The sequence below is a fragment of the Staphylococcus sp. HMSC065D05 genome (genome assembly GCF_001813195.1).
Lineage (GTDB): Bacteria > Bacillota > Bacilli > Staphylococcales > Staphylococcaceae > Staphylococcus > Staphylococcus epidermidis.
Genome location: NZ_KV811770.1, coordinates 28676 through 52519, shown reverse-complemented (window position 1 = coordinate 52519; position 23844 = coordinate 28676). Strand labels below are relative to the sequence as shown.

The window sequence follows — 23844 nt, the reverse complement described above, 5'->3', positions numbered from 1 at the left end:
TTTATAGTTACAAATGCTAAACCTAATCAACCAACCATAACTCAGTCTAAAACTGGTGATGTAACAGTAACACCTGGTGCTGTGCGTAATATACTAATTAGTGGGACAAATGATTATATCCAAGCATCTGCAGATAAGATTGTTATTAATAAAAATGGAAATAAATTAACTACTTTTGTTAAAAATAATGATGGCCGTTGGACTGTTGAAACTGGGTCACCTGACATAAATGGTATCGGACCAACAAATAACGGAACTGCTATATCTTTAAGTCGATTAGCAGTTAGACCTGGGGATTCAATAGAAGCAATAGCGACTGAAGGTTCCGGAGAAACTATAAGTACTTCAGCAACTAGTGAAATTTATATTGTCAAAGCTCCACAACCTGAGCAAGTAGCAACTCATACTTATGATAATGGAACATTCGATATATTACCTGACAATTCACGTAATTCTTTAAATCCAACTGAACGTGTCGAAATTAATTACACTGAAAAATTAAATGGCAATGAAACACAAAAATCATTCACTATTACTAAAAATAACAACGGCAAATGGACGATAAATAATAAACCAAATTATGTCGATTTCAATCAGGATAACGGTAAAGTTGTATTTTCAGCCAATACAATTAAACCTAATTCTCAAATTACAATAACTCCTAAAGCAGGTCAGGGTAACACTGAAAACACAAATCCTACTGTAATTCAAGCACCTGCGCAACATACTTTAACAATCAATGAAATTGTTAAAGAACAGGGTCAAAATGTAACTAATGATGATATTAATAATGCGGTTCAAGTGCCAAATAAAAATAGAGTTACGATTAAACAAGGAAACGCTCTTCCAACAAATTTAGCTGGTGGTAGTACATCACATATTCCAGTAGTTATTTATTACAGTGATGGAAGTTCTGAAGAAGCTACTGAGACTGTTAGAACTAAAGTTAATAAAACCGAATTAATCAATGCACGTCGTCGCCTAGATGAAGAAATTAGTAAAGAGAATAAAACACCATCAAGTATCAGAAACTTTGATCAAGCTCTGAATCGTGCTGAATCACAAATTAATACCGCTAAAAGTGAAGCTGACCAAGTTATAGGCACAGAATTTGCAACACCTCAACAAGTAAATTCAGCGTTATCCAAAGTTCAAGCGGCACAAAATAAAATAAATGAAGCTAAAGCATTATTACAAAACAAGGCTGATAATAGTCAACTCGTGAGAGCAAAAGAACAATTACAACAAACGATTCAACCAGCCGCTTCAACTGATGGTATGACTCAAGATAGCACAAGGAACTATAACAATAAACGCCAAGCTGCTGAACAAGCAATACAACATGCAAATGACGTTATAAATAATGGAGACGCGACATTCCAACAAATTAATGATGCTAAAAATACAGTTGAACAGGCACAGAGAGAATATGCTGAAGCCAAAAGCAACTTACGTGCTGATAAGTCACAGTTACAAAGTGCTTATGATACGTTGAATAGAGATGTGTTAACAAATGATAAAAAGCCAGCATCTGTAAGACGCTATAATGAGGCCATTTCAAATATTAGAAGTGAATTAGATACAGCTAAAGCTGATGCAAGTAGTACTTTGCGAAACACTAATCCTTCCGTTGAACAAGTTAGAGACGCTTTAAATAAAATAAATACTGTTCAACCTAAACTGAATCAAGCAATTGCTTTACTTCAACCAAAAGAAAATAATTCAGAACTTGTACAAGCTAAAAAACGTTTACAAGACGCTGTAAATGACATACCTCAAACACAAGGTATGACCCAACAAACAATTAATAATTATAATGACAAACAACGTGAAGCTGAAAGAGCACTTACATCTGCACAAAGCGTGATTGATAATGGGGATGCTACAACTCAAGAAATTACTTCTGAAAAATCTAAAGTAGAGCAAGCAATGCAAGCATTAACTAATGCTAAAAGTAGTCTGAGAGCTGATAAGAATGAATTACAGACAGCATATAACAAATTAATTGAGAACGTATCTACCAACGGTAAAAAACCGGCGAGTATACGTCAATACGAAACAGCCAAAGCCAGAATACAAAATCAAATTAATGATGCTAAAAATGAAGCGGAGCGAATTTTAGGTAACGATAATCCACAAGTATCGCAAGTAACTCAAGCATTGAACAAAATCAAAGCTATTCAACCAAAATTAACCGAAGCAATCAACATGCTTCAAAACAAAGAAAATAATACAGAATTAGTCAATGCTAAAAACAGACTTGAAAATGCAGTAAATGATACAGATCCAACACACGGTATGACACAAGAAACAATTAATAATTACAACGCTAAAAAGCGAGAAGCTCAAGATGAAATACAAAAAGCGAACACGATTATTAATAATGGGGATGCTACAACTCAAGATATTTCTTCTGAAAAATCTAAAGTAGAGCAAGTATTACAAGCATTACAAAATGCTAAGAATAACTTAAGAGCTGATAAAAGAGAATTACAGACTGCATACAATAAACTTATACAAAATGTAAATACTAATGGTAAGAAACCATCTAGTATTCAAAACTATAAGTCTGCAAGACGAAATATCGAAAACCAATATAATACCGCTAAAGACGAAGCTCATAATGTTCTTGAAAATACAAACCCTACTGTAAATGCAGTAGAGGATGCTCTACGTAAGATAAATGCAATTCAACCAGAGGTTACAAAAGCTATTAATATGCTTCAAGATAAAGAAGATAATAGCGAACTCGTCAGAGCAAAAGAAAGATTGGATCAAGCCATTAATAGTCAACCATCACTAAATGGTATGACTCAAGAATCTATTAATAATTACACAGCAAAACGTAGAGATGCACAAAATATAGCAAGTTCTGCTGAGACTATTATTAATAATGGGGATGCATCTATTGAACAAATAACAGAAAATAAAATTCGAGTTGAAGATGCAACTAATGCACTTAATGAAGCAAAACAACATTTAACTGCAGATACAACTTCGTTAAAAACTGAAGTACAAAAATTAAGTAGGAGAGGCGACACAAACAACAAAAAACCTAGCAGTGTTAGTGCTTATAACAATACTATTCATTCGCTACAATCTGAAATTACACAGACTGAAAATAGAGCAAATGCTATCATCAATAAGCCTATTCGTTCTGTTGAAGAAGTAAATAATGCATTACATGAAGTAAACCAATTGAACCAACGCTTAACAGATACGATTAACTTACTACAACCTTTAGCGAATAAAGAAAGCTTAAAAGAAGCTCGTAATCGACTTGAAAGTAAAATTAATGAAACCGTTCAAACAGAAGGTATGACTCAACAATCTGTTGAAAATTATAATCAAGCTAAAATAAAAGCTCAAAATGAATCTAGTATTGCACAAAATCTTATTGATAATGGTGATGCATCTGATCAAGAAGTTTCTACAGAAATAGAAAAATTAAATCAAAAGCTGTCTGAATTAACAAATTCAATCAATCACTTAACAGTTAATAAAGAACCTTTAGAAACTGCTAAAAATCAATTACAAGCAAATATTGACCAAAAACCTAGCACTGATGGTATGACGCAACAATCTGTACAAAGCTATCAACGTAAATTACAAGAAGCTAAAGATAAAATAAATTCAATTAATAATGTCTTAGCGAACAATCCAGATGTTAGTGCCATCAGAACAAACAAAGTTGAAGCAGAACAAATCAATAACGAGTTAACACAAGCGAAACAAGGTCTTACTGTTGATAAACAACCATTGATTAATGCAAAAACTGCTTTGCAACAAAGTCTAGATAATCAACCAAATACAACTGGTATGACTCAAGCAACAATTCAAACTTATAACGCTAAACGTCAAAAAGCTGAGCAAGCTATTCAAAAGGCAAATAAAGTAATTGAAAACGCTCAACCAAGTGTACAACAAGTGTCTGATGAGATATCTAAGGTAGAGCAAGCACTCAATGAATTGAACAACGCCAAATCAGCGCTTAGAGCTGATAAACAAGAATTACAGCATGCATATGACCAGTTGATTCAACCAACGGATTTAAATAATAAGAAACCAGCTACTATCAATGCGTACAATCAAAGATATCAACAATTTAGTAATGAATTGAACAATACTAAAACAAATGCTGACCGAATTTTAAAAGAGCAAAACCCAAGTGTAGCTGACGTCAACAATGCACTAAATAAAGTAAGAGAAGTACAACAAAAATTAAACGAAGCCAGAGCACTTTTAGAAAATAAAGAAAACAACGACGAACTAGTTCGAGCAAAAGAGCAACTTCAACAAGCAGTTGATCAAGTTCCTTCAACTGAAGGAATGACGCGACAAACTAAAGATGATTACAATTCAAAACAACAAGCTGCTCAACAAGAAATAACAAAAGCACAACAAGTTATCGATAATGGCGATGCGACTACACAACAAATTTCTAACGCAAAAACAAATGTTGAACGCGCTTTAGAAGCATTAAATAATGCAAAAACTGGTTTAAGAGCAGACAAAGAGGAACTTCAAAATGCATATAATCAATTAACTCAAAATATTGATACGAGCGGTAAAACGCCATCAAGTATTAAGAAATACAATGAAGCTAAGTCTCGTATTCAATCTCAAATTGATTCAGCTAAAAATGAAGCAAACAGTGTTTTAACAAATGACAATCCTCAAGTATCACAAGTGACTGCTGCGTTAAACAATATAAAAGCCGTTCAAACTGAACTAGATAAAGCAATCGCATTATTACAGAATAAAGAAAACAATGATGCATTAGTTCAAGCAAAACAACGACTTGAACAAATTGTTAATGAAGCAAATCCAACACAAGGCATGACAACAGATACTGCTAATAGCTATAAATCCAAAAAACGTGAAGCTGAAGTTGAAATACAAAAGGCTCAACAAATCATTAACAATGGCGATGCCACTGAACAACAAATTACTAACGAAACAAATAGTGTAAATCAAGCGATTAATGCATTAAATAAAGCTAAAAACGATTTACGTGCTGATAAGTCTCAATTAGAACACGCTTATAACCAACTAATACAAAATATTGATATAAATGGTAAAAAACCTGCAAGTATTCAACAATACCAAGCTGCTCGACAAACCATTGAGACACAATACAATAACGCTAAATCAGAAGCACATCAAATTCTTGAAAATGGTAACCCTTCAGTTAATGAAGTAGCACAAGCATTACAAAAAGTTGAAGCCGTACAACCTGAATTGGATAAAGCGATAGCAATGCTTCAAGATAAAGAAGATAATAGTGCACTTGTCACAGCAAAAAATCAACTTCAACAAGCAGTTAATGATCAACCATTAACAACAGGTATGACTCAAGCTTCTATTAATAACTATGAAGCTAAGAGAAATGAGGCTCAAAGTGCTATCAGAAATGCAGAATCTGTCATCAACAATGGCGATGCATCAGCAAAACAAATTTCAGACGAGAAATCTAAAGTTGAACAAGCACTAGCACATTTGAATGAGACTAAACAACAATTGACTGCAGACACGAGTCAATTACAAACAGCTGTTCAACAATTAAACCGAAGAGGCGATATAAATAATAAAAAGCCAAGAAGTATCAGTGCATATAATAAAGCAATTCAATCATTAGAAACACAAATTACGTCTGCTAAAGATAATGCCAACGCTGTGATACAAAAACCTATACGTACTGTTCAAGAAGTAAATAATGCATTACAACAAGTGAATCAGTTGAATCAACAATTAACTGAAGCAATTAGTCAACTTCAGCCACTATCAAATAATGATGCATTAAAAGCTGCAAGATTAGAGTTAGAAAATAAAATAAATCAAACAGTACAAACTGACGGTATGACGCAACAATCTGTAGACGCTTATCAAAACGCTAAACGTGAAGCCCAAAATGAATCTAACACTGCTTTAGCATTAATTAATAATGGTGATGCCACTGAACAACAAATTACAACTGAAACAGACCGAGTTAATCAGCAAACTACAAACTTAACTCAAGCAATCAATGGGTTAACAGTTAATAAAGAACCATTAGAAACCGCAAAAACAGCGTTACAAAATAACATCGACCAAGTACCTAGTACAGATGGTATGACTCAGCAATCAGTTGCTAATTATAATCAAAAACTACAAATAGCTAAAAACGAAATTAACACAATTAATAACGTTTTAGCTAACAATCCTGATGTTAATGCAATTAGAACAAATAAAGCAGAAGCGGAACGAATCAGTAATGATTTAACACAAGCTAAGAATAACTTACAAGTTGATACTCAACCTTTAGAAAAAATAAAAAGACAACTACAAGATGAAATTGATCAAGGTACTAACACAGATGGAATGACTCAAGATTCAGTGGATAACTATAATGATAGCTTAAGTGCAGCAATTATAGAAAAAGGCAAAGTAAATAAATTACTTAAACGTAATCCGACAGTAGCACAAGTTAAAGAAAGCGTTGCTAATGCACAACAAGTTATACAAGATTTACAAAATGCTCGTAATTCACTTGTTCCAGACAAAACTCAACTTCAAGAAGCTAAAAATAGATTAGAAAATAGTATTAACCAACAAACAGATACTGACGGTATGACTGAAGATTCACTTAATAATTACAATGATAAATTAACTAAAGCTAGACAAAATCTTGAAAAAATCACTCAAGTTTTAAACGGCCAACCTACTGTAGCTGAAATAAGACAGAACACTAGCGAAGCTAATAGTCATACACAAGCGTTAGACACTGCTCGTTCTCAACTTACATTAAATAGAGAGCCATATATCAATCATATAAATAATGAAAGTCATTTAAATAACGCGCAAAAAGATAATTTTAAAGCTCAAGTAAACTCAGCACCTAATCATAATGCTTTAGAAACGATTAAAAACAAGGCAGATACTTTAAATCAATCTATGACAGCATTAAGTGAAAGTATTGCAGATTACGAAAATCAAAAACAACAAGAAAATTATTTAGATGCATCTAACAATAAACGTCAAGACTATGACAATGCAGTCAATGCGGCTAAAGGAATTCTCAACCAAACTCAAAGTCCGTCTATGAGTGTTGATGTGATTAATCAAAAAGCTGAAGAAGTAAAACGTACTAAAGATGCTCTTGACGGAAATCACAGATTAGAAGAAGCTAAACAACTAGCAATAGCTCATTTAAATACCTTAAATGATTTAAACGATGCTCAGCGACAAGCTTTAACTGATACTATAAATCACTCTCCAAACATCAATTCAGTGAATCAAGCTAAAGATAAAGCTAATACTGTTAACACAGCAATGACTCAACTTAAACAAACTATTGCTAACTATGACAATGAATTGCATGACGGCAATTACATTAATGCAGATAAAGACAAACAAGATGCTTACAATAATGCTGTTAACAATGCTAAACAACTGATTAATCAATCTGATGCTAATCAAGCACAACTTGATCCAGCTGAAATTAATAAAATTACTCAAAGAGTCAATACGACTAAAAATGATTTAAATGGTCATGACAAATTAGTTGAAGCTAAAAGGGATGCTAATACAACCATCGATGGTTTAACTTATCTAAATGAAGCTCAACGTAACAAAGCTAAAGAAAATGTAGGCAAAGCTTCTACAAAAACAAATATTGCGAGTCAGTTACAAGATTACAATCAGTTGAATACTGCTATGCAAGCATTACGTAACAGTGTGAACGATGTTAACAACGTCAAAACGGGCAGCAATTATATAAATGAAGATAATGGTCCAAAAGAAGCTTACAATCAAGCTGTTACTCATGCTCAAACATTGATAAATGCACAATCTAACCCTGAAATGAGCCGTGACGTAGTAAATCAAAAAACACAAGCAGTAGATACTGCCCATCAGAATTTAAACGGACAACAAAAGTTAGAACAAGCACAAACTAGTGCTAATACAGAAATCAATGACTTACCAAACTTAACTAATGATCAAAAAGCTAAAGAAAAGGAACTGGTAAATAGTAAACAAACTCGTACGGAAGTACAAGAACAACTTAATCAAGCTAAGGCGCTAGATAGTTCTATGGGCACTTTAAAATCACTCGTTGCTAAGCAGCCTGAAGTACAAAGAACAAGCAACTATATTAACGAGGATCAACCTGAACAATCTGCATACAATGATGCCATTACAATGGGACAAACTATAATTAATAAAACAGCTGATCCAGTACTTGATAAAACTTTAGTTGATAACGCAGTTAGTAACATTTCAACCAAAGAGAATGCACTACATGGTGAACAAAAATTAGCAACTGCTAAAACGGAAGCAATTAATGCACTTAATACATTAGCTGATTTAAACACTCCTCAGAAAGAGTCTATTAAAACAGCTATTAACACTGCTCATACAAGAACTGATATAACTGCAGAGCAAAGTAAAGCAAATCAAGTAAATAGTGCAATGCACACGTTGAGACAAAACATTTCTGATAACGAATCAGTAACAAACGAAAGTAAGTATATTAACGCTGAACCCGAAAAACAACATACGTTTACTGAGGCTCTAAATAATGCTAAAGAAATTGTTAATGAACAACAAGCCACTCTTGATGCCAATTTAATTAATCAGAAAGCACAAGCGATTCTCACTACTAAGAATGCTTTAGACGGTGAAGATCAATTACGTCGTGCTAAAGAAAATGCCAATCAAGAAATCAATACGTTAAATCAATTGACTGATGCACAAAGAAACAGTGAAAAAGGTTTAGTCAATAGTTCTCAAACTAGAACAGAAGTTGCTTCTCAATTAGCAAAAGTTAAAGAACTAAATAAGGTGATGGAGCAACTGAACAATCTCATCAACGGTAAAAACCAAATGATAAATAGCGGTAAATTTATCAATGAAGATGCGAATCAACAACAAGCATATACGAATGCGATTGCTACTGCAGAAGCACTTAAGAACAATTCTCAAAATCCTGAATTAGATAAAGCTAACATTGAACAAGCAATTAATAATATTAACTCTGCAATTAACAATCTAAACGGTGAAGCCAAACTGACTAAAGCTAAAGAAGATGCTGTTGCTTCAATAAATAACCTAAGAGGATTAACTAATGAGCAAAAAGCTAAAGAAAATCAAGCTGTTAATGATGCAGAAACAAGAGATCAAGTTGCTAACGTTTTACGTGATTCAAAGGCATTAGATCAATCTATGCAAACATTACGTGACTTAGTTAATTCTCAAAATCAAGTGCAATCTACAAGCGACTATATTAATGAGGATCAAACTCAAAAAGATACTTATAATAATGCGATTAATACTGGTCAATCAATCATTAGTGGTCAACATAACCCAGAGATGAAGAAAGATACAATTGATCAAGCTATAGGCCAAATTAACAACGCTAAAAATGACTTACAAGGTGCTAATAAATTACAAAGAGATAAAACTGCTGCAAACCAAACAATTAGTCAATTAGGTTATTTAAATGACCCTCAAAAATCTGGTGAGGAAGCCTTAGTCAACGGTTCAAATACACGTTCTGAAGTAGAAGAGCATCTTAATGAAGCTAAAGCATTAAATAATGCTATGAAGCAATTAAGAGATAAAGCAGCTGAAAAGACTAATGTCAAACAAAGTAGCGATTACATTAATGATTCAACTGAACATCAACGTGGGTATGATCAAGCACTTCAAGAGGCAGAAAATATTATTAATGAAAACGGTAATCCAACATTAAATAAATCGAAAATTGAACAAAATTTACAACAATTGACTGACGCTCAAAATGCGTTACAAGGTTCACATCTTTTAGAAAATGCTAAAAATAATGCTATTTCTGAAATCAACAAACTCACAGCATTAAATGGTGCACAACGTCAAAAAGCAATTGAAAATGTTCAAGCACAGCAGACAATCCCAGAAGTTAATCAACAATTAACTTCGGATAGAGATATAAATACTGCAATGCAAGCTTTACGAGATAAAATAGGCCAACAAAATAACGTTCATCAACAAAGTAATTATTTCAATGAAGATGAACAACCAAAACATAACTATGATAATGCTGTACAAGCCGGTCAAACTATTATTGATAAAATTCAAGATCCAATCATGAACAAAAATGAAATTGAACAGGCTATTAATCAGATCAATACGACTCAAACAGCGTTAAGTGGAGAAAATAAATTACACACTGACCAAGAAAGCACAAATAGACAAATAGAAGGTTTATCTAGTTTGAACCAAGCTCAAATTAATGCTGAAAAAGGTTTAGTAAACCAATCAACTACTAGAACAGAAGTTGCTCAAAAGTTAGCTGTAGCCAAAGAATTAAATTCTGCTATGAGTAATTTAAGAGATGGCATTCAAAATAAAGAGGACATCAAACATAGCAGTGCATATATCAACGCAGATCCGACTAAAGCTACAGCTTACGATCAAGCACTACAGAACGCAGAAAATATCATCAATGCCACACCAAACGCAGAGCTTAATAAAGCTACAATTGAACAAGCGTTATCACGCGTTCAACAAGCACAACAAGATCTTGATGGTGTTCAACAATTAGCTAATGCTAAACAACAAGCTACACAAACTGTAAATGGGTTAAACAGCTTAAATGATGGACAAAAACGTGAATTAAATCAGTTAATCAATTCAGCAGATACACGTACAAAAGTACAAGAAGAAGTAACTAAAGCTAATGAATTGAATCATGCGATGAAAGCGTTAAGAGATAGTGTACAACACATTGATAAAGTGAAACAAAGTAGCAATTATGTCAATGAAGATCAACCTGAACAGCACAATTATGATAATGCTGTCAATGAAACTCAAGCTACAATCAACAACAATGCTCAACCTGTTCTAGACAAATTAGCTATAGAACGTTTAACTCAAACTGTTAACACTACAAAAGATGCATTACACGGTGCTCAAAAACTGACACAAGACCAACAAGCTGCTGAAACTGTAATACGTGGTTTAACGAGTCTCAATGAACCTCAGAAAAATGCTGAAGTAGCTAAAGTAACTGCAGCAACAACACGTAATGAAGTGAGTAATATTCGTCAAGAAGCAACAACATTAGATACTGCAATGCATGGTTTACGTGAAAGCATTAAAGATAAAAACGATACTAAAAATAGTAGTAAATATATCAATGAGGATCATGACGAACAACAAGCTTATGACAATGCTGTAAATAATGCTCAACAACTCATTGACGAAACTCAAGCAACGTTAAGCTCAGATACAATCAATCAATTAGCAAATGCCGTAACTCAAGCTAAATCTAATCTTCATGGAGATACTAAACTACAACACGATAAAGATAGTGCTAAACAAACGATTGCTCAATTACAGAATTTGAATTCAGCTCAAAAACATATGGAAGATTCTTTAATTGATAATGAATCTACACGTACGCTAGTCCAACATGATTTAACAGAAGCTCAAGCTTTAGATGGATTAATGAGTGCCTTAAAAGAGAGTATTAAAAATAATGCTAATATTGTTTCAAACGGTAATTACATCAATGCGGAACCATCTAAAAAACAAGCATATGATGCCGCTATACAAAATGCTCAAAATATAATAAACGGGACAAATCAACCAACTATTAATAAAGGTAATGTCAATACAGCAACGCAAACCGTTAACAATACAAAAGATGATTTAGATGGTGATCATAGATTAGAGGAAGCTAAAAATAATGCTAATCAAACAATCACAAATCTATCTAATTTGAACAATGCCCAAAAAGATGCAGAGAAAAATCTAGTTAATAGCGTATCAACATTAGAACAAGTTCAACAAAACTTACAAACCGCTCAACAATTAGACAATGCTATGGGTGAGTTACGACATAGTATTGCTAACAAAGATCAAGTGAAAGCAGATAGTAAATATCTAAATGAAGATCCACAAATTAAGCAAAACTATGATGATGCAGTTCAACGTGCTGAAAGTATTATTAACGCAACTCAAAATCCTGAATTACTTAAAGCAAACATTGACCAAGCAACTCAATCAGTTCAAAATGCAGAACAAGCTTTACATGGTGCTGAAAAATTAAATCAAGACAAACAAACGTCTTCGACTGAACTAGATGGATTAACAGATTTAACAGATGCACAACGTGAAAAACTCAGAGAACAAATTAATAGTTCAAATAGTAGAGATGATATCAAACAAAAAATTGAGCAAGCAAAAGCACTAAATGACGCAATGAAACAACTTAAAGAACAAGTTGCGCAAAAAGATGGTGTTCATGCTAACAGTGATTATACAAATGAAGATTCTGCACAAAAAGATGCGTACAATCATGCACTTAAACAAGCGGAAGACATTATTAATAACAACTCAAATCCTAACTTAAATGCACAAGACATTACTAATGCTTTAAATAATATTAAACAAGCACAAGATAATCTTCACGGAGCTCAAAAATTACAGCAAGACAAAAATACAACTAATCAAGCCATTGGTAACTTAAATCATCTTAATCAACCTCAAAAAGATGCGCTTATACAAGCTATTAATGGAGCTACGTCTAGGGACCAAGTTGCAGAAAAACTTAAAGAGGCCGAAGCGCTTGATGAAGCTATGAAACAACTTGAAGACCAAGTGAATCAAGATGATCAAATTTCAAATAGCAGCCCATTCATAAATGAAGACTCAGACAAACAAAAAATTTATAATGATAAAATCCAGGCTGCAAAAGATATAATTAATCAAACATCTAATCCAACCTTAGATAAACAAAAAATTGCTGATACACTCCAAAATATTAAAGATGCAGTGAATAATTTACACGGTAATCAAAAATTAGCTCAATCTAAACAAGACGCTAATAATCAATTAAATCGTTTAGATGACTTAACCGAAGAACAAAAGAACCATTTTAAACCGTTAATTAATAATGCTGATACTCGTGATGAAGTAAATAAACAACTAGAGATTGCTAAACAATTAAATGGTGATATGAGTACACTTCATAAAGTCATAAATGATAAAGATCAAATTCAACATTTAAGCAATTACATTAATGCTGATAATGATAAAAAACAAAATTATGATAATGCTATTAAAGAAGCTGAGGATTTAATTCATAATCACCCAGATACATTAGATCATAAAGTATTACAAGATTTATTGAACAAGATAGACCAAGCGCATAACGAGTTAAATGGAGAATCTAGATTTAAACAGGCATTAGACAATGCTTTAAACGACGTAGATAGCTTAAACAATCTCAATGTTCCACAACGTCAAACTGTTAAGGATAACATTAACCATGTGACAACTCTAGAAAGTTTAGCTCAAGAATTACAGAAAGCAAAAGAGCTTAATGATGCTATGAAAGCAATGAGAGATAGCATTATGAATCAAGAGCAAATTCGTAAAAATAGCAATTATACTAATGAAGACTTAGCTCAACAAAATGCCTATAATCATGCAGTTGACAATATAAATAGCATTATTGGTGAAGACAATGCGACGATGGATCCTCAAATAATCAAAAAAGCAACTCAAGATTTAAATACAGCTATAAATGGATTAAATGGAGATCAAAAACTTCAAGATGCAAAGACAGATGCTAATCAACAAATTACTAACTTTACTGGTTTAACTGAACCACAAAAACAAGCATTGAAAAACATCATTAACCAACAAACAAGTAGACCAAATGTTGCTAAACAGTTAAGTTATGCCAAATTCTTAAATGGAAAAATGGAAGAATTAAAAGCTGCAGTTGCCAAAGCGCCATTAGTAAGACAAAATAGTAACTATATTAACGAAGATGCCTCTGAAAAAGAAGCATATGAACAAGCTATTGCAAAGGGTCAGGAAATAATTAATGCTGAAAATAATCCAACAATAAGTAGTACTGATATCAATCGTATCATTCAAGAAATTAATGTCGCTGAACAAAATCTTCATGGCGAAAATAAATTAAGACAAGCACAGGAAACTGCAAAGAATGAAATACAAAATTTAGACGGATTAAATTCAGCTCAAATAACAAAATTAATCCAAGCTATAGATAGAACAATAACTAAACCTGCAGTAACTCAGAAACTAGAAGAAGCAAAAGCTATAAACCAAGCTATGCAACAACTTAAACAAAGTATAGCCAATAAGGATGCTACTCTAAATTCTAGTAACTATCTCAATGAAGATTCTGAGAAAAAGTTAGCTTACGATAATGCTGTAAGCCAAGCTGAACAACTCATAAATCAACTTAACGACCCAACTATGGATATAAGTAATATTCAAGCTATTACTCAAAAAGTCATTCAAGCAAAAGATTCATTGCACGGTGCAAATAAACTAGCACAAAATCAAGCAGATTCAAATTCAATAATAAATCAATCAACAAACTTAAATGATAAACAAAAACAAGCATTAAATGACTTAATTAATCATGCTCAAACTAAACAACAAGTGGCAGAAATTATTGCACAAGCTAATAAGTTAAATAATGATATGGGCACACTGAAAACACTCGTAGAGGAACAGTCAAAAGTTCATCAACAAAGTAAATATATTAATGAAGATCCACAAGTTCAAAATATTTATAATGACTCCATTCAAAAAGGTCTAGAAATATTAAACGGTTCTACGGATGATGTTTTAAACAACAATAAAATAGCAGATGCCATTCAAAACATTCAATTAACTAAAAATGATTTACATGGTGAGCAAAAATTACAAAAAGCACAACAAGATGCAAATAATGAATTAAACTATTTAACAAATCTAAACAATTCTCAAAGACAAAGTGAGCATGATGAGATTAATTCTGCGCCTTCAAGAACTGAAGTTTCTAATGATTTAAATCATGCTAAATCACTTAACGAAGCTATGCGTCAACTTGAGAATGAAGTTGCTCTTGAAAACAGTGTTAAAAAATTAAGCGACTTTATCAATGCAGATGAAGCGGCACAAAATGAATATAGTAATGCAGTTCAAAAAGCTAAAGACATTATCAATGGCGTTCCAACTAGCACTTTAGATAAAGCTACAATTGAAGATGCTTTATTAGAATTGCAAAACGCTAGAGAAAGTTTACATGGTGAGCAAAAACTTCAAGAGGCTAAAAATCAAGCTGTTGCTGAAATTGATCATTTACAAGCATTAAATCCAGGACAGGTTCTTGCTGAAAAAACATTAGTTAACCAAGCATCAACCAAACCAGAAGTTCAAGAAGCCTTACAAAAAGCAAAAGAACTTAATGAAGCTATGAAAGCACTGAAAACTGAAATAGATAAAAAAGAACAAATCAAGGCTGATAGTAAATATATAAATGCTGATAGTGGTCTTCAAGCAAATTACAATTCTGCGTTAAATTATGGTTCTCAAATTATTACAACTACTCAACCACCAGAGCTTAATAAAGATGTAATAAATCGAGCAACTCAAACGATTAAAAATGCTGGAAATAATTTAAATGGGCAATCTAAATTAGCAGAGGCTAAGTCAGATGGAAATCAAAGCATCGACCATTTGCAAGGATTAACACAAGCACAAAAAGATAAACAACATGATTTAATTAATCAAGCTCAAACTAAACAACAGGTAGATGATATAGTAAATAACTCTAAACAGTTAGATAACTCTATGAATCAACTACAACAAATTGTTAACAATGACAATACAGTAAAACAAAATAGTGATTTCATTAATGAAGATTCTAGCCAACAGGATGCTTATAATCATGCAATTCAAGCAGCAAAAGATTTGATAACTGCTCATCCTCCTATCATGGATAAAAATCAAATAGATCAAGCTATTGCAAATATTAAACAAACCCTTAATGATTTACATGGTAGTAATAAACTATTAGAAGATAAAAAAGAAGCTTCAGAACAACTACAAAATCTTAATAGCTTGACGAACGGACAAAAAGATACGATTTTAGATCATATTTTCAGTGCACCAACAAGAAACCAAGTAGGAGAAAAAATTGCAAGTGCTAAACAATTAAATAATATAATGAAAGCACTTAGAGATTCTATTGCTGATAATATTGAAGTTTTACAAAGTAGTAAGTACATCAATGAAGATTCTGAACAGCAAAATGTTTATAAACAAGCTGTTTCTAAAGCTAAAAATATCATTAATGATCAACCAACACCAGTAATGGCAAATGATGCGATTCAAAGTGTACTAAATGAAGTTAAACAAACTAAAGATAATTTACATGGTGATCGAAAACTTGCTAATGACAAGACAAACGCTCAAGCAACATTAAATGCGTTAAATCACTTAAATCAAGCGCAAAGAAGTAATCTTGAAACTAACGTTCAAAACTCTAATTCTAGACCAGAAGTACAAAAAGTAGTTCAATTAGCAAATCAACTCAATGAAGCGATGAAAAAATTAGAAGATGCTTTAACTGGTAATGACGCAGTAAAACAAACGAGTAATTATATTAATGAGGATACTTCTCAACAAGTTAACTTTGATGAATATACAGATAGAGGTAAAAACATAGTTGTTGAACAAACAGATCCAAATTTGTCTCCAGCTAATATTAACACTATTGCTGATAAAATTACTGAAGCTAAAAATGATTTACATGGCGAACAAAAACTAGAACAAGCTCAACAACAGTCCATCAATACTATTAATCAAATGGCTGGTCTAAACCAAGCTCAAAAAGAACAATTAAATCAAGAAATTCAACAAACTCATACCCGTTCTGAAGTACATCAAGTAATTCATAAAGCACAAGCTTTAAACGATTCAATGAATACTTTACGTCAAAGTATCACTGATGAAAATAATGTTAAACAAACAAGTAACTACATTAATGAAACTGTTGGTAAACAAACTGCATATAACAATGCCGTTGATCGTGTAAAACAAATAATCAATCAAACATCTAATCCAACTATGAATCCTTTAGAGGTGGAACATGCAGCATCAAATGTAAAAACTTCTAAAGATGCACTTCATGGTGAACGTGAATTGAATGACAATAAAAATTCAAAAACTTTTGCAGTCAATCACTTAGATAACCTCAATCAAGCTCAAAAAGAAGCATTAACTCATGAAATTGAACAAGCAACTATAGTTTCACAAGTAAATAATATCTATAACAAAGCGAAAGCTTTAAATAATGATATGAAAAAACTTAAAGATATCGTTGCTCAGCAAGATATTGTGAGACAATCAAACAATTATATAAACGAGGATAGTGCACCTCAAAATATGTACAACGATACAGTTAATCATGCACAATCAATCATTGATCAAGTAGCAAACCCTACGATGTCTCATGACGAAATAGAGAATGCAATCAATAATATAAAGCATGCCATCAATGCACTCGATGGAGAACATAAATTACAACAAGCAAAAGAAAATGCAAACTTATTGATTAATAGTTTAAACGATTTAAATGCACCACAAAGAGATGCCATAAATAGATTGGTTAATAAAGCTCAAACAAGAGAAAAAGTAGCTGAACAACTTCAAAGTGCGCAAGCTCTAAATGATGCTATGAAGCATTTAAGAAACAGCATTCAAAATCAATCAACTGTAAGACAAGAGAGCAAATATATTAATGCAAGTGATGATAAAAAAGAGCAATATAATCACGCAGTTAGAGAAGTCGAAAATATTATCAATGAACAACATCCAACACTGGATAAAGAAATAATTAAGCAACTAACGGATGCTGTAAATCAAGCGAATAATGACTTAAATGGCGTTGAATTGTTAGAAGCTGATAAGCAAAACGCACATCAATCTATACCTACATTGACGCACTTAAATCAAGCACAACAAAACGTATTAAATGAGAAAATTAATAGCGCAGTTACCAGAACTGAAGTTGCTGCTATTATTGGCCAAGCAAAACTACTCGATCAAGTCATGGAGAATTTAGAAGAAAGTATCAAAGATAAAGAGCAAGTTAAACAGTCAAGTAACTATATTAACGAAGACCCTGATGTTAAAGAAACATATGATAACGCCGTTAATCATGTGACAGAAATACTTAACGAAACAGTAAATCCAACGTTATCTATTGAAGATATAGAGCATGCTATCAACGAAGTTAATCAAGCGAAAAAACAACTCAGAGGTAAACAAAAACTTTATCAAACTATCGATTTAGCTGATAAAGAATTAAGTAAATTGGATGATTTAACATCACAACAAAGCAGTTCAATATCTAATCAAATATATACTGCTAAAACGAGAACAGAAGTTGCGCAAGCGATTGAAAAAGCAAAATTATTAAATCATGCAATGAAAGCACTTAACAAAGTTTATAAAAATGTAGATAAAGTGTTAGATAGTAGTCGATTCATTAACGAAGATCAACCCGAAAAAGAGGCCTATCAACAAGCTATAAATCATGTTGATTCAATCATTCATAGACAAACAAATCCTGAAATGGATCCAACAGTAATCAATAGCATAACTCATGAACTTGAAACTGCTCAAAATAACTTACATGGTGATCAGAAACTTACTCATGCACAACAAGATGCTGCTAATGCAATTAATGGGCTAATTCATCTTAACGTTGCTCAACGCGATGTCATGATAAATGCGAATACAAATGCTACAACACGCGAACAAGTTGCGAAGAACTTAGATAATGCTCAATCTCTTGATAAAGCTATGGAAGCACTACAACAAGTAGTTGCTCATAAAAATAATATATTGAACGATAGTAAATATTTAAATGAAGATTCAAAATATCAACAACAATACGATCGAGTTATTGCTGATGCTGAACAACTACTTAATCAGACAACAAATCCAACATTAGAACCATATAAGGTCGATATTGTTAAAGATAATATCTTAGCTAACGAAAAAATACTATTTGGTGCAGAAAAACTATCATATGACAAATCAAATGCAAATGATGAAGTTAAACATATGAATTATCTTAATAATGCACAAAAGCAATCTTTAAAAGATATGATTTCTCACGCAGCTTTAAGAACTGAAGTTAAGCAACTTCTGCAACAAGCTAAAGTCCTAGATGAAGCCATGAAATCACTTGAAGATAAAACTCAAGTAGTGATTACAGATACTACTTTGCCTAATTACACTGAAGCTTCAGAGGATAAAAAGGAAAAAGTAGACCAAACTGTTTCACATGCTCAAGCTATCATTGATAAAATAAATGGCTCAAATGTAAGTTTAGATCAAGTACAACAAGCACTAGAACAATTAACTCAAGCATCAGAAAATCTAAATGGTGATCAGCGAGTTGAAGAATCTAAAGCTCATGCTAATCAAACAATTGACCAATTAACACATCTTAATTCATTACAACAACAAACTGCGAAAGAAAGTGTTAAAAACGCAACAAAACTAGAAGAAATCGCTACTGCTAGTAACAATGCTCAGGCATTAAACAAAGTAATGGGTAAATTAGAACAATTCATTAATCATGCTGATTCTGTTGAAAATAGTGATAATTATAGACAAGCCGACGACGACAAAATTATCGCTTATGATGAAGCACTAGAACATGGACAAGATATACAAAAAACTAACGCAACCCAAAATGAAGCAAAACAGGCGTTACAACAATTAATAAATGCAGAAACATCGTTAAATGGTTTTGAAAGATTAAATTATGCTAGACCACGAGCTTTAGAATATATCAAATCACTAGATAAAATAAACAATGCTCAAAAGTCCGCTTTAGAGGATAAAGTAACGCAATCGCATGATTTATTAGAATTAGAACATCTTGTCAACGAAGGTACAAACCTCAATGACATTATGGGTGAATTAGCTAAGGCAATCGTTAATAACTATGCTCAAACCAAAGCAAGTATAAATTACATTAACGCCGACAACCAACGCAAAGATAACTTTACGCAAGCTATCAACAATGCACGTGATGTGCTTAACAAAACTCAAGGTCAGAACTTAGATTTCAATTCAATTGATACATTTAAAGATGATATATTCAAGACTAAAGATGCACTAAATGGTATTGAACGTTTAACAGCTGCAAAATCAAAAGCAGAAAAACTAATTGATAGTTTAAAATTTATTAATAAAGCTCAATTCACACATGCAAACGATGAAATTATGAATACTAATTCTATTGCACAATTGTCTAGAATCGTGAATCAAGCATTTGATTTAAATGATGCAATGAAATCTTTAAGAGATGCACTTAATAATCAAGCTCTTCCTGTCCAAGCAAGCTCAAATTATATAAATTCAGATGAAGATTTAAAACAACAATTTGACCATGCTTTAAGTAATGCTCGAAAAGTACTTGCAAAAGAAACTGGTAAAAACTTAGATGAAATACAAATTGAGGGACTCAAACAAGTGATTGAGGATACTAAAGATGCTTTAAATGGTATCCAACGTTTATCAAAAGCTAAAGATAAAGCAATTCAATATGTACAATCTTTATCTTATATCAATGATGCACAACGTCATATTGCTGAAAATAATATTCACAACTCTGATGATTTATCATCTTTAGCAAATACATTATCTAATGCTAGTGATTTAGATAATGCAATGAAAGACTTACAAGATACTATAGAAAGTAATTCATCTTCTGTTCCAAATAGTGTGAATTATATTAATGCAGATAAGAATTTACAAATTGAATTTGATGAGGCACTACAACAAGCAAGTGCAACAAGCTCTAAAACTTCAGAAAATCCAGCAACGATTGAAGAAGTATTAGGCCTTAGTCAAGCCATTTACGATACAAAAAATGCATTAAATGGTGAACAACGACTTGCAACTGAGAAAAGCAAAGATCTAAAATTAATAAAAGGATTAAAAGATTTAAATAAAGCGCAACTTGAAGATGTCACAAACAAGGTAAATGCAGCAAATACTTTAACAGAGTTATCTCAGCTCACTCAATCAACGTTAGAATTAAACGATAAAATGAAATTATTGAGAGATCAACTTAAAACCTTAGTAAATTCCGTTAAGGCAAGTTTAAATTATAGAAATGCTGATTATAATTTAAAACGTCAATTTAACAAAGCTTTAAAAGAAGCTAAAGGCGTGTTAAATAAAAATAGCGGTACAAATGTCAATATCAATGACATTCAGCATCTTTTAACACAAATAGATAATGCAAAAGATCAATTAAATGGTGAACAACGTCTAAAAGAACATCAACAAAAATCTGAAGTATATATTATTAAAGAATTAGATATACTTAATAATGCTCAAAAAGCTGCAGTAATTAATCAGATTAGAGCGTCTAAAGACATTAAAATTATTAACCAAATTGTTGATAATGCAATTGAATTAAATGATGCTATGCAAAGTTTAAAAGAACATGTAACTCAATTAACAGCAACTACAAAAGACAACATCGAATATTTAAATGCCGATGAAGACCTAAAATTACAATATGATTACGCTATCAACTTAGCGAATAATGTTCTTGACAAAGAAAACGGTACAAATAAAGACGTTAATATCATAATTGGTATGATTCAAAATATGGATGATGCTAGAGCACTTTTAAATGGAATCGCAAGACTTAAAGATGCTCAAGCAAAAGCACATAATGACATTAAAGAAACGCTTAAACGTCAACTTGATGAAATTGAACATGCTAATGCAACATCAAATTCTAAAGATCAAGCTAAACAAATGGTAAATGAGGAAGCTAGAAAAGCGCTTTCTAATATTAATGACGCAACATCAAATGATTTAGTTAATCAAGCAAAAGATGAAGGGCAATCTGCAATTGAACACATACATGCAGATGAATTACCTAAAGCAAAACTAGATGCTAATCAAATGATTGACCAAAAAGTTGAAAATATAAATCACTTAATTAGTCAAAATCCAAACTTATCAAATGAAGAAAAAAATAAACTAATATCTCAAATTAAGAAGTTAGTAAATGAAATTAAGAATGAAATTCATCAAGCTATAAATAAACAACAAATAGAAAATGCTACAACAAAACTAGATGGAATCATTGATACTACTAAAAAATTAATTATCGCCAAAGCAGAAGCTAAACAAGTGATAAAAGAGTTATCACAAAAGAAACGAGATGCAATAAATAACAACACTGATTTAACACCTTCTCAAAAAGCACATGCTTTAGCAGATATTGATAAAACAGAAAAAGATGCACTTCAACATATCGAAAATTCTAATTCAATTGATGATATCAGTAACAATAAAGAGCATGCATTTAATACTTTAGCTCATATTGTTATTTGGGATACTGATCAACAACCATTAGTTTTTGAACTACCTGAATTGAGCCTTCAAAATGCTCTAGTAACAAGTGAGGTGGTTGTTCACAGAGATGAAACGATTTCATTAGAAGCTATAATTGGAGCTATGACTTTAACTGATGAACTTAAAGCAAATATTGTTTCATTACCAAAGACTGATAAAGTAGCTGATCACTTAACCGCTATAGTTAAGGTTATGTTAGCTGATGGCTCATATATCACTGTAAATGTTCTAGTGAAAGTTGTAGAAAAAGAATTACAAATAGCTAAAAATGATGCTATAAAAACAATTGATGTTCTGGTAAAACAAAAAATCAAAGATATAGATTCTAATAACGAATTAACGTCTATTCAACGTGAAGATGCAAAAGCTGAAATTGAAAGATTGAAAAAGCAAGCTATCGATAAAGTGAATCATTCAAAATCGATTAAAGATATTGAAACAGTAAAACGAACTGATTTTAAAGAAATAGATCAATTTGATCCTAAACGCTTTACGCTAAATAAAGCTAAAAAGGATATCATTACTGATGTTAATACTCAAATCCAAAATGGTTTCAAAGAAATCAAAACAATAAAAGGTTTGACTTCTAAAGAAAAAACTCAGTTTGATAAACAGTTAACTGCACTACAAAAAGAATTTTTAGCAAAAGTCGATTATGCTCATAATTTAGTAGAATTAAATCAATTACATCAAGAGTTTAATAATAGATATGAACATATTATAAACAAGGCACATTTACTAGGTGAAAAACATATAGCAGAACATAAATTAGGATATGTTGTAATAAATAAAACTCAGCAAATACTAAATAATCAATCTGCTTCTTACTTTATAAAACAATGGGCACTTGATAGAATTAAACAAATTCAACTAGAAACGATGAATTCAATTCGTGATGCACATACCGTACAAGATGTACACAAAGCATTGTTACAAGGTATAGAGCAAATCATGAAAGTAAATGTAAATATTACAAATCAATCCTTCAAGGATTCTTTGCATAACTTTAATTATCTTCAATCAAAATTTGATGCTAGATTAAGAGAAACGGATGTTGCAAACCATATCGTACAAACTGAAACATTCAAAGAAGTTCTAAAAGGAACGGGTGTTGAACCAGGTAAAACCAATAAAGAGACACAGCAACCAAAACTTCATAAGAATGATAATGATAGCCTATTCAAACATTTAGTTGATAATTTTGGCAAAACTGTAGGTGTTATCACATTAACTGGTTTACTTTCTAGTTTCTGGTTAGTTTTAGCTAAAAGACGTAAAAAAGAAGAAGAAAAACAATCGATAAAAAATCATCGCAAAGACATTCGTCTTTCAGATACTGATAAAATAGATCCAATGATAATAACTAAGCGTAAAATAGATAAAGAAGAACAAATACAAAACGATGACAAACATTCAATTCCAGTTGCTAAACGTAAGAAATCTAAAGAAAAGCAATTGAGTGAAGAGGATATTCATTCAATCCCCGTCGTTAAACGTAAACTAAATAGTGATAACAATGATACAAAACAGAAGAAAGTTGCTTCTAAAAAGAAGAAAACCCCTCGATCAACTAAAAAAGTTGTAAAAAACAAAAAGCGTTCTAAAAAGTAA

The 23844-nt window shown here is 31.9% G+C and carries 1 protein-coding gene (running past one end of the window); it reads left to right on the top strand.

The genetic code is table 11. The features are described 5' to 3' along the window. Nucleotides 1-23844, top strand: the 3' portion of a protein-coding gene (gene ebh, locus HMPREF2897_RS10475) for a hyperosmolarity resistance protein Ebh (RefSeq protein ID WP_070593177.1). Its footprint begins 6600 nt before the window's first position; 23844 of the gene's 30444 nt are visible here — the last part of the coding sequence; its start codon lies beyond the left edge, outside the window; the stop codon is at nucleotides 23842-23844.